The following is a 15,761-nucleotide window of genomic DNA, read 5'->3' on the forward strand; positions in this document are numbered from 1 at the left end:
CCCGCCATGCCAGCCACTGACTGGCCGCGCCCAAAATAACCAGACCAGCCAGAATTAGCATGACGTTCATAATGATTTTTTTAGATTTTTTTGACGAGTTTGATAATAAACAAAAGAATAATGGCACCAATAAAGGCAACAATAATGGCACCGATAATACCCGCGCCAAAAAGACCAGCCAAGCCAATTGCCGTCAGAAGAAAGCCACCGATGAAAGCGCCGATGATGCCGACAATGATGTCTCCGATGATGCCAAAACCACGGCCTTTAATGAGTAATCCGGCCAGCCAGCCAGCGATTCCGCCGACGATGAGAAAAACAATAAGGCTCATTAACATGATTCAATCCTCTTTATTTGTAATAGTGCTTTTTGGAAAATAACACATAACACCTTTTCAGGTCATTATAAACATATACGAATACTTTTATATTTTCATAAGACGAACTTCGTTTATTCAAAAAAAGGGATGTTCATATTTCTTAACAATTTTTATTGCAGCTATGTCTTATCTGGAGTGGCCTTGAGACCTTACACTGAGCGCTGAAAACTAGGTCTTTAGCCTGGGTTCAGGTGAACCATGGGTATTTGGAGCTTTTTGAGCGCAACATTACAGCATGTAAGAGGTTATATAGTGATTGATGAGTTTTTGGAGCACGCTCCCAGAGGCCAACAAATTCAAAGAAGTATCGTAACGGTCATCGGCATGCATAGAAGTGGTACAAGTGCCATTGCCAAAGGTCTGGAGTGTTTGGGGCTCAATATGGGAGATGCTTTGATTGCGCCCGGGGAAGATAATCCGAGAGGCTACTGGGAAGATGCCGAGGTCTTGCGAATCAACAAGGAGGTTCTTGAGCGCTTAAATATTGCCTGGAATGATACCCGGATTGTGCCGGAAGCTCTTTTTTTAGGTGATGCGCTGACAGATCTCCATGATCAGGCGGGGAAGTTATTGATCAATCGCGCGGATCAATACGCCATGTGGGGATTCAAAGACCCTAGAACTTTAAGAGTGTTGCCTTTCTGGCTGCATGCTGCAGAACTGTCAGGTGTTAATCTTCAGTTTGTCGTCGCCTTGCGACACCCTTATACGGTGGCGCTATCACTGCAAAAGCGCAATGGTATTTCCCTTACGAGAGGCCAATTGATGTGGGCGGCATATACCTTACCTTTTTTACCGCTTATAAAAAATCATCCTCATGTTTTTATTTCATATGATGATTTGTTGGAACAACCAGCACTTATTCTGGAAAAAATTGCTTTACATCTGGCGCTTTCCATAGATGAGAATAAACTCAAAAATTATATTGAACGGTTTTTAAGTCAATCCCTAAGACATCATTCCGTTTCGCTTCATGATGAAGAATATGCCAAAAATGTGCTACCATTACTTGATAAAACATATCATATTCTAACCGCCATGAAACAAAATGAAGATGTCGTTCAGTGGGTATTATTAGCGTCATGTTATGAAGAATATCAACGTTACCAAAATATTCTTGAAGAGTTCGACGCAGAAAGCGATTACCATTGGAAACGGCGAGGAAGTTTCCTGAAGAGGTTGATTTATGGCTAGGAATAAGGGTGCGAATATCAACACGGGCGAAAGGATCATGTCTTTGAAGAAAAATATTCCTCCTATTCATGTGATTTCCATGACGAGTCACTCTGAACGCCATCATCATATTTCAGCAGAAGCCAGACGTTTGCAAGTATATTTAAATTTGTTTGAAGCTTGTGCGCCTAGACACATTGCTGATTACCCTAATTCTTATGATCAAGCGTACCGAAAAAAATATTTCGGATATGAAATGACCCCTGGCGAAGTTGGGTGTTTTATGAGTCATCGTTCATTGTGGCAACAATGCGCACAATCAGATGATGTGGCTTGGTGTATTCTTGAGGATGATGTAGTGCTAGGGCCTAACTTTGTTGGAAAAATTGCGCTCGCCATGGATACTGCTGGAGAGTGGGATATTTTGCGTCTGATGAGTGAACGTTGGGATCGGCGCGGTAAGCTTTATCTGCGCGTGAATGATGAATTTCGGCTGATGCGTTACGTTCGACAGCCACAGGGAACAGCTGCCTATCTGATACGACCAGAAGCCGCCAAAGTTCTACTGAAACATACTGAAAAAATGCGTGACGCAGTAGATAAGATGATGGATCAATACTGGTTGCATGGATTGCGCATGTTGGTTCTTGAACCTGCTCTGGTTTCTATTGATGTGAAGCTGCCATCCATTATTCAAGAGCGTGGTTGGTCTGCGGAGCATCGGTCATCGCGGCCATTCTGGCGACGTCTGCAAAGAGATGTCAGGAATGGCTGGGAAAGTCTCTGCGCTAGGAGTTACCTGTGGGCACAGACTTTCCGTAATCCACTCCACGGTTCATGGACGTTCCGTAAATGAATAAATATAAAAAAAGATTACTGGCTGCCTAAAGAATTTGTGCAGTAAATTGTCTATCCGGGTTTTATATTGCGTAACATCAGCAGAATGATCCCATCAAATATCAGGTTGACGCCCACAAATATACCGACCAGGATCAATGAACCCCGAGGCCAGGTGACCACGAAGAGAAGGGCAATGAAAATATCTATAATGCCACTAAAAATGGACCAGCCCCGACCATGTCCCGGATAGATTTTCATTTGCGTAAAATTTCGGTAAGCATCAATGATGAAATACAGAATGAACATTAAACCAATGGCCGCAATTCCTGCTTTTGGTAAGGCAATCATGATGCCACCCGTGATAAAAAGCAGTAAGGGCTTCAGCCAGTCTGCCAGTTGGTGCTGATGCATCTGGATACTGTGTGCAATCCAGGTGAATCCGGCAATAATCAGCATGGCTGCAATAATGCCATCGGTGACTGCAGAAAGAATAATTGGACTTAATAGTCCAAATATTCCTATGATAATTAACAAGATAGATACAGGTAGCAAATACTTGCCGAACATTTTCTTTTCGGTTTCTATAATGTTTTGCAGATCAGGGATATTGGGATTCAATTTTGTTCCTTTTAACGGTACCAGAGTATTTCCGCACTCTCCATGGGCACCAGGCAATTTTCATGGCACGGAATGATGCGCGGGGTGTAGTCTGCCAAGTCACGATCAGCAGGGATGTCCAACGTGTAATTGTAACTGTTGACTGCTCCACTCAGTGCTTCACCACGCTGCATCGGAACCACTTCTAAAGGATATTGGTCACTACTGTTGGCAAATAGTTCCACGCTGATTGATTCTGCATCCAGATCGTCCAGATAAACATGCACTTCAAAATAATGTCGATTATTTTCCGTATGGGCATGGAGATCGCCAAAATGCAGAAGGGGCCAATGCTGACGAATGTTTTTTTGCCAGGTACAAATTTCTTCAATTTGGCTTTTTTCACTACGAGCCGCGAGGAGGCGTCCAGCGGGCTCATACAACGTGGTCACGTAATCACGGAGCATTCGGTTACTACTAAATAACGGGGTAAGCTGACTCATGCTTTCGCGAATTTTCTGTATCCAGGCTTGTGGGCAACCGCTGGCATCACGACCCTGGTAAAAAAGAGGTACAATCTCATTTTCCAGCAGCCGATAAAGAGCTTCTGCTTCCTGGATATCCCATTGCGGATCATCATCATGTTCGGCGCGGTCACCGATAGCCCAGCCGGTTTCCGGACAATAGGCTTCAGCCCACCAGCCATCCAGCTCGGACAAATTGAGTCCGCCATTAACCAACACTTTCATGCCACTGGTCCCACTGGCTTCCCAAGGACGACGCGGCGTATTAATCCACAAGTCGACGCCCTGAACCAGGTGCTCGGCCACCAGCATGTCGTAATCGGCAATAAAGACAATGTGATTGGCCATGTCTGGATGTTGATGAATAAACAAAGCCCATTGCTGAATCATGTTTTTGCCCACCGCGTCCCGGGGATGAGCCTTGCCGGCAATGAGCAGTTGTACCGGATGGCGTGGATTGGTCAGTATTTGCCGCAGTCTGTCGGGATTGCTCAAGAGTAGATTGGGACGTTTATAGGCAGTAAAGCGACGTGCGAACCCAATCGTCAAGGCATTAGGGTCCAATGCCAACGCTGCACGCGCTTGTTCTTCCAACGGTGCGTGCGCCTGCGCCAGTTGTTGCTGAAGCCGTTGCCGCGCGAAATGAATGACCTGCTGACGGCCTTTGCTGCGTAATTCCCAGATTAAGCTGTCGGGGGTTTTGCGGAATTCTGCCTCAAGGTTTTGCAAGTCGCCCAGCCAACGTTGCTTACCGCAACTGGATGTCCACAAGGCATCAGCTTCAGCAGAATCCCACGAGGGCATGTGCACGCCATTGGTGACATGGGTTACCGGGACCTCGTCAGCGGGCCAGCGTGGGAAGAGCGGCTGAAACAGACGTCTACTGACTTCGCCATGCAGGCGGCTGACGGCGTTGACGATAATGCTGCCGTGAATCGCCAGCCAGGCCATATTGAATGGTTCTTGCGAATCATCCGGGTTTTCCCGTCCTAGTGCCAGGATGCTTTCCACATCGACACCAAAAGCTTCTGGTGCTCCCGCAATGTAACGCGTCATTAATTCTGCCGGGAAACGGTCAAATCCTGCAGATACGGGAGTATGCGTGGTAAAAATATTCCCTGCCCGAGTAGCATTGAGCGCACATTCAAACGCTGAACCATGATCGCGCATATGGCTGTAAGCGCGGGCCAGAATGGCAAATGCGGCGTGCCCTTCATTTAGATGACAAATTTCGGGTTGAACACCCAGACGGCGCAATAATAACCAGCCGCCGATGCCAAGACAGATTTCCTGCTGCAGACGGGTTTCCGGGCCGCCTCCATATAACTCTGCGGTAATACCTCGATCCGCCGGGGTATTCAGGGGATCGTTACTATCCAGCAAATATAAAGTCACTCGGCCCACCTGGGCTTGCCAGGCGCGTAATATGACGGTTCGGCCAGGGAAGGGGAGTTGCAGACGTAACCATTCACCTTCGCTGTCACGCACCGGAGTGACAGGCATCTGGGTTGGATCGTTGTAGGGATAAAATTCCTGTTGCCTACTGTTTTCATCCAGCGTTTGGCGAAAATAGCCCTGCTGCCAAAGCAGACCAATACCCAGCAACGGAATGCCCAGGTCACTGGCCGTTTTCAGGCAATCGCCCGCCAGGATTCCCAGCCCTCCAGAGTATATGGGCAGCGCTTCGGAGAGTCCGAATTCCATGCTGAAATAGGCAACCTGTTGGAAAGAGGCCAGGGAATGATTTTGTTCAAACCAACTGCTTTGGCCTAATTGTTCCTGATGCAGCGCAGTAAATGCCTTGAGCTTTTCAATAAATGCGGTATTTTGCGCCAATTCTTGTAAGGTTTGGCTACTGATATTTTGTAAAATTAACCAGGGATTGCGCGTTTGCTCCCAAAGCTCTGGCGCTATTTCGGCCCAGAGGGAGTCGGCAGCATGACTCCACGACCAGCGTAAATCCAGAGCCAGATCAGCCAGGCCGCTAAGAGATTCGGGCATCTGCGGGAGCAGGTAGCAGGGTGCAATAGTCACAAACATTTCTCCGCTAGGTCAGGGCTTTCGCTTATCGTGTTATGTCTTGGCGATCTGAAAAGATTGTTGATATTCCGCAAAAAACTGGTCAATGGTTATCTCCCAAAAATTTAACGGCTTCTTCAACACTCTGATTTTTCACTACCAGGGCATGGATTGCCTGACAAAAGCGAGTGGCATCCGGTTGACTGCGTTGATGGACATTCCGGCCGGTGGCACAGCCTTGTGTTCCACCAATATGTATTTGTGCATGTAGACGCTCTAAGAAGGTTTCCGAGTCGGTTTCTGAGCCTCCCGCGCAAATGACCTGGGTACGTCCCGCTGCCGCAACGGCCTCACCCAGCAGGCGCGCATCCATGTTGCCCTGTGCATCCAGGGGAGGGTTCACCTTCGCAAAATCCGCGCCGAGACAAGCAACCAGACCGCTGGCCCCGGCAATCATGTGCGGATCCTGTTCCTTGTTGCCTACAGCCTGTCCCCGAGGATAAGCCCAGATAACCGCCAAAAGACCCATGGCATGGGCATCTTGAATAATGCGCGCGGCTTCGGACAACATCTCGGGCTCATACAGTGAACCGGGATAGATGGTATAACCGACGCCAACAATTTTCAGGCCAGAGTGCCGGACAAAATCATGCACCTGGGCCATGCTCTGCCACTGCAAACTGGCAGGATCACGCTGGGCGGTTTTCACCAGGTGGGTTTTGCTGTTGAGTTTAAGCAGATAGGGCACTTCCGGATAATCCATTCCATAGTGACTGATCAGCCCCATCTGAGCAGCGAAGCAACCTACCGGTGCCGCACTGGCAATCCGAAAAAGATGCTCAGGATCAGCATCGTCCGCAGCAACGTGTCCTCCGACAAAATCATCATTCAGGTGCTCGACTTTTTGGTCGCCCGCCATTAAAAAAAGACGCCCGCTTTCCTGCGTGGCGAGTTGGTAGTTTTCTGTCCAGCGTTTAGCGCTATCTACGGGAATACCCAAGGGGGGATGCTTGAATGGAGACATACCGATCAACTCCTTTTTCATGGATAAAAGGGGAAATGTTGTTGACTTGATTATAGGAGATGGACAAGAACTGTGAGTGTTTTGGCCCATCTCGTTGTTTTAATTATGTACTCTGGCCCAAGAATTTTACTCGGCTGTATCTCTCTGCTTGGCTACACGATGGCTCAGGACAGCAATTTCATGGGCGAGCAGGTATTGATCCTTGGTGACTTCCCATTCTCGAGCCTGCTCCGCATCGTAGGTTTCCGGATCACAAAGGGCAGAAAGCTGTTCACAATTCATGCTGTCATTCAAGAAGCCAATCAGTTCGACAAGTTGATTGTTGCCCAGAACGCCCACGGCAGCATCCAGAGATAATCCTTCTTTTTTGCTGAGTTGTTCTGCTGCCGCAATAGTTGCTGCATCCAGGGAGTCCTGGTTTTTGAGAGAGAGGGCGCGAGACAGGGCTGACTGTAAATCAATGATGGACATATTTCCTCCGGGTCAAAATGAATTCGGAAAAGTAATGGAGATGGATGAATCGTTATTCCTGAATCATGGCATTGTCCAGATAAAGTGCTTCATATTCAAAAACAATGGATTGATCAGGAAGAACCTGCATTTCGTCCTTACCGGTGTAGGACAAACGACTGAGTATCCCCTTAATGAGTTGCAACCGGGCTACTTTTTTATCATTGGCATTAACAATAATCCAGGGGGCGAAAGGAGAATGACTGCGGGCAAACATGATATTGCGCGCTTCGCTATAATCCTTCCAATGTTTCAAAGCCTTTTCGTCAATGGGACTGGTTTTCCATTGCTTGAGTGGATCATCCTTGCGAGACTCAAGGCGTTTTTTCTGTTCGTCGCGGGAAATATCCAGATAGAATTTGAACAGATGAATGCCGGACCGTACCAGCATACCTTCAAAATTAGTAACTTCAGCGAAAAACTCTTCGTATTGCTGGTCGGTACAGAATCCCATGACTTTTTCAACGCCCGCACGGTTGTACCAACTGCGATTGAAAAAGACCATTTCTGCGGCTGAAGGCAGATGTTCAATGTAGCGTTGAAAATACCACTGACTTTCTTCCTTGTCCGAAGGCTTGCTTAATGCAACCACCCGGGTTTCGCGAGGACTGAGGTGCTCGATGATGCGTTTGATGGAACCATCCTTACCGGCTGAGTCTCGCCCTTCGAGTAGGACCAGTATTTTTTCATTTTTGCGAATAATATCTCTTTGTAATTTGACCAGTTCAATCTGGAGCGCACGCAGTTCTGCCTTGTAATGAGCCTTTTCATCAGGATGATTTTTTTCGGGTGCGTCATGTGCTTCCTGTGCGTCGTGTTGAAGTGACTGCGTAGTACTATTTTTTTTGTGCTTGGACATTTCAGGGCTCCTGCATGGTTTGTGCTACCAAGATAACTTTAGATCATATCTGGTCATTATAGAACATTTCCATACGATTATGTGAAGCTTAAAAAAAGGGGCCATGCGGCCCCAAACAGAACATCACCAGGGAAATGGATTAATGACTTTCATAACCTGCCAGATGGGTAATGCGCTTGCGGAATACCCAGATTTGATAGACGTTGTAGGTAATCATCACAGGCACAAATCCAGTCATGAACAGGGTGAGAATGGCCAGATCATTCGCCGGATTACCACCCTGACTGATAGTCCAGGTCTGCGGAATGATGTAGGGAAAATTGGTTGCCCACATGCCTCCCCACATAAACAAGACCACCGCCCCACACCAGAGCAGTGCGGCAAAATCACGATGTGCAGCGTGATTGGTCATCATTTTGTAGGCAGCAACCAGAATGGCAATCAACAGAATTAACCAGCCGAACCAGGCATTTCCGGTCCATTTGGCGGCATCGGGCATAATCGCGTAGGACCAGATCAGGGTGATGACCACAGCCGCCAGCGCCAGGAAGGAAAACAGGGTCGCAGACTTATGCGCCTTGAGATAAATAGGATCATCCTGCTCAAAACGGGCACAAAGATACAGGGTGCCTGCCAGACCGCCAGCGATCAAGGCCCCAATGCCGGTCCAGATGCTAAATGCGGAAAGAAAGCTCAGTGCATTACCGGAAAAGTGGGGAACGGTATTGGCAAAAGGGTCATTGGCCATCTGAATGCCTTGGGCATTGCCGGTATCCATCTGAAAGCCCAGCAAAGTAGCTCCCAGCGCAATTCCTGCAAAAAGGGCGGCGACCAGACTACCAAGGCCAAACATAAAGCCCCAGAATTTGCGGCTGCTTTTGGCGTGGACATGAAATTCAAAGGCTACCGCCCGGGAAATGATGCCCCAGAGTGCAAACATCAGCGGGATCATCAGGTAGTTGAATGTGGACCCATAAACCAGGGGAAAGGCCCCGAAAATGACGCCACCGGCCACCACCAGCCAGGTTTCGTTGGCATCCCAGGTGCCTGCCATGGAAGACATGACGGCCGCCCGATCATTCTCGTTGTTGAGGAGCAGGGAAAATACACCAGCTCCCAGATCCGCACCATCAAGAACAATATAGATGACGAAGAAAACCCCTAACAAAATCCACCAGAATGTACTTAAGGTGCTATGTATACGAAATATTTCATGCATGATATCGATCCTCAGTCCAGCTTGTTCATCGTCGGTTTGGCGAAAGTCGGCTTGGCAATTCCGCCACCGGATGGATGTGCATCATGATCCGGAGAACCGATGACCGGGCTGGTCATATCGGGTCCTTTTTGGATAACCCGGGTAAAGAAGTACCAGGCACCACCCCAAACCATCAGTTCAAAAATGATGTAGCCAATCAGCCAGAAGGATTCAGCAGTCACCCCCATGTGGCTGACACCCTGCCAGGTCCGCATCAGGTTATAAACAACCCAAGGCTGACGGCCGATTTCACGCGTCCACCAGCCAGCCCAGACGGCCAGATAGGGTAAAAAGCCGCTGAATACCAGAAGGCGCAGGAACAGCGGGTTTTTACGCAGATGTTCCGCCGTCAATTTCCCACGCAGGCGCAACCAGTTACCCCAGAGTGCCATGAAAAACAGGAAGAAGCCGATGGCGACCATCACCCGGAATGCATAAAAAGGGACCCAGACATTGGGTCGATCATTCGGGGCAAATTGATCCATGCCGGTGACTACTCCGTCCCAGGTATGGGTTTCGAGCAAACTGAGCACATGGGGAATCTGGATGGAGAACAGATTCTTTCCGGCAGACACATCAGGAATGGCAATCAGATTCCAGCTGGTATTGGGTTTGCCATCGGGCAGATAGGTGTGAAAATGGCCTTCCATGGCGGCAAGCGAGGTGGGCTGGTCGCGCGCCACTTCCTGCCCCAGTTCGTCACCAATAAAAATCTGCAGCGGGGTGACAATGATCAGTGCCAGCAAAGTCGGCTTCAGGAGTTTGGTGAACAAATTGGCCTGGCGATTTTTCAAAATAAACCAGGCGCTGACCGCTGCAAAGAAAAACAGGGCTAATTCGACGGTAGCAATCCACATATGCGGGAAGCCAATGTTAAAGTTCGGGTTAAAAATGGCTTGCCACCAGTTGGTGACCTGAAATAGCCCATTTTTCAGAACAACCCCGGTCGGCGACTGCATCCAGCCGTTGGCCACCAGAATCCACATGGCCGAAAGGCTGGACGAGAGGGCGACGTTGAATGTCGAAAAAGCATGCATGCCCTTACCGATTTTTCCCCAGCCAAAAATCATCAATCCGATAAAGCCGGCCTCATACATGAAAGCGGTGATGGTTTCAAAGCCGAGGATGTTTCCAAAAAAAGGACCAACGGCCTGGGAAAAAGGACCATAGAGAATGCCGAAGGCCATTTCCATGGTTACGCCCGTGGCTACACCGGCGCCGAAATTGACAATAAACAGCTTTTCAAAAAAGCGCTGCAGGCGATACCAGTGCTCATTACCGGTCTTCAGCCAGGCGATTTCCAAAAAAAATAGTAGCCAGGACATGCCAATGGTCACCGGAGTCCACAAAATATGGAGCGAGGTAATCCAGGCAAAATCGAGGCGACTGAGAAGCACGGGTAAAGTGTCTTCAATAATCATGATTGAATCCTCGTGAACGGTTGTTTTTAGGTATTGCTGCCGGGGATAAAAGCATCTTTTGTTCCTGACTGAATTACTCGGATTAGAGTCATATAAAAACATGATGTTATATTATTATTAGATGATTCATTCACTTTTTTTGGTTTATTTAACCCATGATGTACCGGTTCATATCAACCGTAACGGTTGATATGAACCAAAATCTTCAAGCTAGGCTTGTGCGGATCAAAATTGTAGTATGGGCATACCTTGAAGATCTTCGGAGCGCGGGTGAACCGCCAAAAAAACGCATGAAAAATACCAATACTGACTCCAGACCAACCCAGGTATTGCAAAGCAGACACAACCGCCTGGGTGTGCTGCTTTTGATTGTCTTTTTTCTGATCATTTTGCTGGCTCTATCTTTTATATGGAAAGCATGGTCTGTTTCTGTACCGGAGAAAGCCAAAATGAGCACCCCAGGTGCTAGCAGTGTGTTTCTGACCTTGCCAAAAACGGTTGCCACAACTGGCTCTACCGTTTCCACAGCAAAATCGCTGTTGATCACTTCGGCGACCCGGTCCGTTTTTTCTTCACAGATACCTGCACCTTCAACGCCAAGTCCTGCCAAAGTTGCGGCAGATGTTCCCGCAGCAGTAAAACCGGTAAAAATTTCTCATCCTTGCCAACAAGCGGGGTGGTATGTGCAACTGGGTGCTTTTGGAAAAGTCAGTATGGCTGAACAATTGCTGCAGGAAATGAATAAAGTGGGTGTCAAAGCTTGCGTGGGGACGCTTTCTGTCAACCACCTGTTTCGTGTGCTGGTGGGGCCACAATCCAGCAAAAGCGAGGCGGGATCAGTGGCCACGGGAATTGGCAAAAAATCCGGGCAGAAGGGTGCCTATCCGCAGTATTGGGCTCCTGAATAAATGGGTTCATGAATAGCGAAATTATCATTAAACGCTCTGATTGCCTGCAATGCCGCATGCGCGATCAAAGTATATTTGCCGGGCTGAATACTGAAGAACTCTGCAGTCTGGGTATGGAAGTGCAGGATATAGAGGGTCAGCATGGAGACTTTCTTTATCGGATGGGGGAACCTGCCCGCTATGCCTATACCTTGCGAAACGGCGCGGTAAAGCTGGTAAGTTCTCTGGAAAGTGGTCAGGAAGTGATTGTTCGTTTGCTCCATCACGGAGATCTGCTGGGATTCGAAGGCATGCAGGGAGAACATCATCGCCATAGTGCTATTGTTCTTGCTCCGAGTCAGCTCTGTCGTCTGGATCTGGCAGAACTCCAGCGCTTATCGGAACGTCTGCCCAAAGTCCGGGCGGCCATTTTGCAGCGTTGGCAGGATGCCCTGCAAAAAAGTGAAGAAAGGATTATTGAGTTGGGTGCCAAACGGGCCGAGGCTCGGCTGGCGACTTTTTTGTTGCAGTGGGCGCAGCGCTATCCGCAGTTGCGCAGTTTGCCTTTCCCCTTGACGCGAACAGATATTGCCGCCTTTCTGGGTCTTTCTACCGAGCATGTCAGTCGGATTATGGCAGATTTCAAGCGCCAGGCATTGATTCAGGAGCAGGGTGGTCAACTGGAAATCCTGAAACCACAAAATGTTGCGCATATTGCCGGCATGCCTGATGAGCACAAATCCGACTAAATCAGTCAAAATTGATTTTTCTCAATGCCGCTCTGCGGTGGCTGCAGGATACTCTCCATTAAGTAAGTTCTGGTGATGTTGTATGCACCAGATATCAAAAACCATTGATGTCGCTGTCCCGGCGAACCGTCTGGGCGGCGTACAGACTTAACTTAAGGAGTATCTATATGCTTTCTCAACAAAATATGAATATTGGCAGGCGTGGTGCAGGTCGTGATCCTGTCCAGGCTGCCCGTCACCAACATGACCAGAATGTTTTTCATCGTCTTCTGGCGCTGCATGATGATATTCAGCGTGATCTGGAAATATTGCCTGATGGGATTCGCTCGCGAACCCGTTCACACAATCCAGAGGTAGTGACTTTATTGCATGATCATGTCCCTGCCATGAAACAGCGCTTGCACGAAAATTTTGGCCTGCGCTTTTGGGATCCGGCTTTTGCCGAGTTATTTGCTCAACATGACAAAGTGCAGATGGAAGTTAGCCTGCTTCCAGATGGCGTAATGATTGAAGAACGTAGCGATGATCCCAATGTGGTTACCCTGATCCAGGCCCACGGACAAGTGATTAATTTGTTCGTGGCCCATGGTGAAAAGCAGGCACAGCAGGAAAGTCCTTTACCGGCGGAGTATCGTCGGGTTTTATAGGGTTTGCTGTATGCTTTATAATTGCATTGCCAGCGTTCAGCGGATTATCATGTAAAAAGATGTTTTAAACTACAATAAGCTCTCATGAGGATATTCGTCGGATGAGTATGACAGAGGCCAATCAGCCCAAGAAAGACTGGCGATTTATTTTGATTGCAATTGTTGCCGGGCTCGGTGGATTACTCTTCGGCTACGACACAGGTGTCGTCGCTGGCGTTCTCTTGTTTGTAAATCAAGTTTTTCACTTTGATGCAAGCATGAAGGGGTTGTTTGTTGCAATCGCATTAGCCGCTGCCGCCGTGGGCGCAGCATTTGCCGGAGCACTTGCAGATGCTTTCGGACGGCGTGCCGTACTGATTGTTGCCGCCGTTCTTTTCTCAGCAGGTGCAATTTTATCTTCAGTAGCTGGGACGGAGGATAAACCGGCATCCCGGAAAATGGTCGGTGCAAAATAAATAACAACATTTATACCCGTTATTTGTTGAAAAACCGCCAGACCGACACCGATAATCAGAGGCTTACGAACTTTACGTGACAGAAGTAACGACCAGGGCGCTGCCCGACGGCTGTCCTCAACAATATCGCTATGTAGATCTCCAAGTTCCTCGGATACATCCTGACGTCCCCGTAAAAAACGGAGTCCTGCCGTCGCCTTTTCTATAAAATTACGCCCCGCCAACCACCGAGGACTTTCCGGCAGGACCATCATCCCCCCAAGCAAAATGAGTCCGGGAATGGAACCAAGTCCCAGCATCCATCGCCAGCCATCGGGGGTTCCAGAGAGCATATAATCAACCAGATAAGATACAAAGATACCAACCGTAATATAAAATTGATTGATGGTTACAATCGCGCCGCGCCAGTACGCCGCTGTGATTTCTGATAGGTACAGAGGGGTAATCATGGAAGAAACCCCAATGGCGGCTCCTACCATAACCCGGCCAAGGAAGAGAATAGGTTCCGCTTCCGGTTCTATTCTTGCCACTGTGGGTATTGGTGCCGTCAATGTGATCATGACAGGCGTCGCAATGCGGTTACTGGACACCGCTGGCCGCCGAAAAATGCTGCTTTTGGGTCTCTATGGCATGCTGACTAGTCTTGTTTTTATTGGTATTGGATTCCTGATACAGCTTCACGGTCCGCTAACTTATGTCATCGTGGGGATGGTTGCTATTTTTGTTGCTTTTTTTGCTATTGGCCTTGGACCTATTTTCTGGCTAATGATCTCGGAGATTTTTCCGCTCGCTATCCGGGGTAGGGCCATGAGTATTGCAACCGTCGCCAATTGGGTCTCAAACATGGTAATTTCCGGTATATTCCTAGACTTATTATTACTCATTGGACGCGGCCCCACTTTCATGTTTTATGCGGCAATGACTGTTTTGGCGATCTTGTTTACTCTTTGGATTGTACCAGAAACAAAGGGGAAAACACTGGAACAGATAGAAGATAGCCTCTAATGTGAAAGAGATGGGATAATAGGCACAGGTGATCCTATGCATCTGCCGGATTTTTCTTGCGTAAAATTTTCATATAATTATTAACGATTCAATCTGATAAGTGGTCATTTCCCAACGCAAGATTCAGTCTTCCAGTGTTTGTACATTAATTTCCGGGATGCCTTCCAGCGGAGGGCGTTCCCAGCCGTATTCCAGCTTTTCATTTCCCTGGCTTGCCTGCTGATATTTTTGAAAGGCCCTGAGCTTGGCTATTTCACTTTGCAAAGCCAATTCAGCGGCAACAAAATCCATTTCTGAAGCCTTACGCTCTTTCAGAATACGCTCAGCGGCGCTGATGCGATTTTGGCTGAGTTTGGGGTCAATATCGCTTACGCGTAGTCCGTTGTTGGCCAGAACAGTAACCGTTTCGTGCTGAACTTCTACCATTCCGCCTTCAATGAAAAGGATTTCAGGCGGCCCATCAACGGGGGTGATGCGTAATTCGCCAGCCCGGAGAATGCTGATTAACGGCGCATGACCGGCCAAAATGCCCAGTTCACCCAATTCACCGGGCACAACCACAAAAGTGGCTAGACCGGTATAAATTTCGCCATGCACATCGACGATCTGAAGCTGAAAATGACGTGACTTTGCGATCATGGTATTCCCTGGCTCCCAATAAAAAGCTTAAGCATGCGTCAGTTTTTGTAGCAGAAGAACCTTGATCAGGTCCAGCAACCCCAGCGTCTTCCTCTCTTGACAACCATCCTCCTAGATTGCAGTTGACATCAGCCGCCCATGCGCAAGGGAATGCGGCGGCGCCCGAAGCGGCCGACCTGGCTCTCGAAGCGTCCGGCGATGGGGTGCTGACAATGGGGGCAATGACCATCGGGGGTGAGATGGTAGCTGAGGATCTCGTACCAGTCCCGGGTGATCAACGGCGCGCCGCAGCCGGGACAGTAGGTGGTATCCCCCGCAGCATCATGGACATTGCCAGTGTAGACATAATGGAGTCCCGCCTCCAGGGCGATCTGCCGCGCCCGGGCCAGGGTGGCAGCGGGGGTGGGAGGCACATCGGGCATGCGGTAGTCTGGGTGAAAAGCGGAAAAATGCAGCGGTACGTCGGGGCCGAGGTGGCCCATGATCCATGCGCATTCGGCGCGGATTTCGACCTCGGAATCATTGTGGCCGGGAATGAGCAAGGTGGTGATTTCCAGCCAGGTGGAGGTCTCCCGGACGATATATTCCAGAGTTTCCAGCACCGGGGCGAGATGGGCGCCCGTCAGCCGGTAATAGAATTCATCGGTAAAGGCCTTGAGATCGACATTGGCGGCGTCCATCTTGGCAAAGAAATCCCGCCGGGCCTCAGCGTGCACATAGCCCGCCGTCACCGCCACCGTCTGAATCCCTTGGGCGTGGCAGGCATCGGCGGTG

The 15,761-nt window shown here is 48.9% G+C and carries 17 protein-coding genes and 1 pseudogene; 7 read left to right on the plus strand and 11 right to left on the minus strand.

Features of this window, described 5'->3' with window-relative positions; translation table 11 throughout:
* Window positions 1-80: 80 nt before the first annotated feature.
* A complete protein-coding gene (locus HJG40_RS01210) occupies window positions 81-338 on the minus strand; it encodes a GlsB/YeaQ/YmgE family stress response membrane protein (RefSeq protein ID WP_226856795.1) in 258 nt (85 codons plus the stop codon).
* Window positions 339-578: 240 nt separating this feature from the next.
* Between HJG40_RS01210 and HJG40_RS01215 the strand changes: the two genes are divergently transcribed.
* A complete protein-coding gene (locus tag HJG40_RS01215) occupies window positions 579-1,574 on the plus strand; it encodes a sulfotransferase family protein (RefSeq protein WP_215862509.1) in 996 nt (331 codons plus the stop codon).
* Window positions 1,575-1,611: 37 nt separating this feature from the next.
* Window positions 1,612-2,409, plus strand: a complete 798-nt coding sequence (locus HJG40_RS01220; RefSeq protein WP_215862510.1) for a glycosyltransferase family 25 protein — start codon at window positions 1,612-1,614, stop codon at window positions 2,407-2,409.
* A gap of 53 nt (window positions 2,410-2,462) precedes the next feature.
* Here HJG40_RS01220 and HJG40_RS01225 read toward each other — a convergent pair whose 3' ends face one another.
* From HJG40_RS01225 to HJG40_RS01255, 7 genes are all read right to left on the minus strand, one after another.
* Window positions 2,463-3,011 carry an HdeD family acid-resistance protein gene (locus HJG40_RS01225; protein ID WP_215862511.1) on the minus strand — a complete coding sequence of 183 codons (549 nt, stop codon included), beginning with the start codon at window positions 3,009-3,011 and terminating at the stop codon, window positions 2,463-2,465.
* An 11-nt stretch (window positions 3,012-3,022) separates the two neighbouring features.
* Entirely contained in the window at window positions 3,023-5,554 is a 2,532-nt protein-coding gene (gene glgP, locus HJG40_RS01230; RefSeq protein WP_226856796.1) for an alpha-glucan family phosphorylase, read from the minus strand.
* An 82-nt stretch (window positions 5,555-5,636) separates the two neighbouring features.
* Window positions 5,637-6,557, minus strand: coding sequence for a beta/alpha barrel domain-containing protein (locus HJG40_RS01235; RefSeq protein ID WP_215862513.1), 921 nt, complete (start codon window positions 6,555-6,557; stop codon window positions 5,637-5,639).
* 126 nt (window positions 6,558-6,683) lie between these two features.
* Window positions 6,684-7,028: a hypothetical protein gene (locus HJG40_RS01240; protein ID WP_215862514.1), complete on the minus strand. Its 345-nt coding sequence runs from the start codon at window positions 7,026-7,028 to the stop codon at window positions 6,684-6,686.
* Window positions 7,029-7,080: 52 nt separating this feature from the next.
* Window positions 7,081-7,926: a polyphosphate kinase 2 gene (ppk2, locus tag HJG40_RS01245; RefSeq protein WP_215862515.1), complete on the minus strand. Its 846-nt coding sequence runs from the start codon at window positions 7,924-7,926 to the stop codon at window positions 7,081-7,083.
* Window positions 7,927-8,065: 139 nt separating this feature from the next.
* A complete protein-coding gene (locus HJG40_RS01250; protein WP_226856797.1) occupies window positions 8,066-9,145 on the minus strand; it encodes a cytochrome d ubiquinol oxidase subunit II in 1,080 nt (359 codons plus the stop codon).
* 11 nt (window positions 9,146-9,156) lie between these two features.
* A complete protein-coding gene (locus HJG40_RS01255) occupies window positions 9,157-10,605 on the minus strand; it encodes a cytochrome ubiquinol oxidase subunit I (RefSeq protein ID WP_215862516.1) in 1,449 nt (482 codons plus the stop codon).
* Between the two features lie 449 nt (window positions 10,606-11,054).
* Here HJG40_RS01255 and HJG40_RS01260 point away from each other — a divergent pair, with 449 nt between their 5' ends.
* The 4 genes from HJG40_RS01260 (at window position 11,055) to HJG40_RS01275 (ending at window position 13,343) form a co-directional block, all read left to right on the plus strand.
* Window positions 11,055-11,513, plus strand: a complete 459-nt coding sequence (locus tag HJG40_RS01260; RefSeq protein WP_215862517.1) for an SPOR domain-containing protein — start codon at window positions 11,055-11,057, stop codon at window positions 11,511-11,513.
* 56 nt (window positions 11,514-11,569) lie between these two features.
* Window positions 11,570-12,241, plus strand: a complete 672-nt coding sequence (locus tag HJG40_RS01265) for a Crp/Fnr family transcriptional regulator (RefSeq protein WP_226856798.1) — start codon at window positions 11,570-11,572, stop codon at window positions 12,239-12,241.
* A 167-nt stretch (window positions 12,242-12,408) separates the two neighbouring features.
* Window positions 12,409-12,888: a hypothetical protein gene (locus HJG40_RS01270; protein WP_215862519.1), complete on the plus strand. Its 480-nt coding sequence runs from the start codon at window positions 12,409-12,411 to the stop codon at window positions 12,886-12,888.
* 107 nt (window positions 12,889-12,995) lie between these two features.
* Window positions 12,996-13,343 carry an MFS transporter gene (locus tag HJG40_RS01275; RefSeq protein WP_226856800.1) on the plus strand — a complete coding sequence of 116 codons (348 nt, stop codon included), beginning with the start codon at window positions 12,996-12,998 and terminating at the stop codon, window positions 13,341-13,343.
* 14 nt (window positions 13,344-13,357) lie between these two features.
* On the opposite strand, the pseudogene HJG40_RS01280 reads toward HJG40_RS01275, so the two are convergent.
* Window positions 13,358-13,903, minus strand: a pseudogene (locus HJG40_RS01280) (MFS transporter); the annotation flags it as partial.
* On the opposite strand from HJG40_RS01280, the gene HJG40_RS01285 reads away from it, so the two are divergent.
* Window positions 13,791-14,348: an MFS transporter gene (locus tag HJG40_RS01285; RefSeq protein WP_226856799.1), complete on the plus strand. Its 558-nt coding sequence runs from the start codon at window positions 13,791-13,793 to the stop codon at window positions 14,346-14,348. The pseudogene HJG40_RS01280 and the gene HJG40_RS01285 sit on opposite strands and share 113 nt — an antisense overlap.
* 123 nt (window positions 14,349-14,471) lie before the next feature.
* Here HJG40_RS01285 and atpC read toward each other — a convergent pair whose 3' ends face one another.
* Both atpC and amrS read right to left on the minus strand, forming a co-directional pair.
* Window positions 14,472-14,987, minus strand: coding sequence for an ATP synthase F1 subunit epsilon (gene atpC, locus HJG40_RS01290; protein WP_215862520.1), 516 nt, complete (start codon window positions 14,985-14,987; stop codon window positions 14,472-14,474).
* Window positions 14,988-15,115: 128 nt separating this feature from the next.
* Window positions 15,116-15,761, minus strand: a 646-nt coding sequence (amrS, locus tag HJG40_RS01295; RefSeq protein WP_215862521.1) for an AmmeMemoRadiSam system radical SAM enzyme, incomplete at its 5' end; no start/stop codon positions are given.

This window comes from Acidithiobacillus concretivorus (genome assembly GCF_018853445.1).
In the GTDB taxonomy this organism is placed as follows: Bacteria; Pseudomonadota; Gammaproteobacteria; order Acidithiobacillales; family Acidithiobacillaceae; genus Acidithiobacillus; species Acidithiobacillus concretivorus.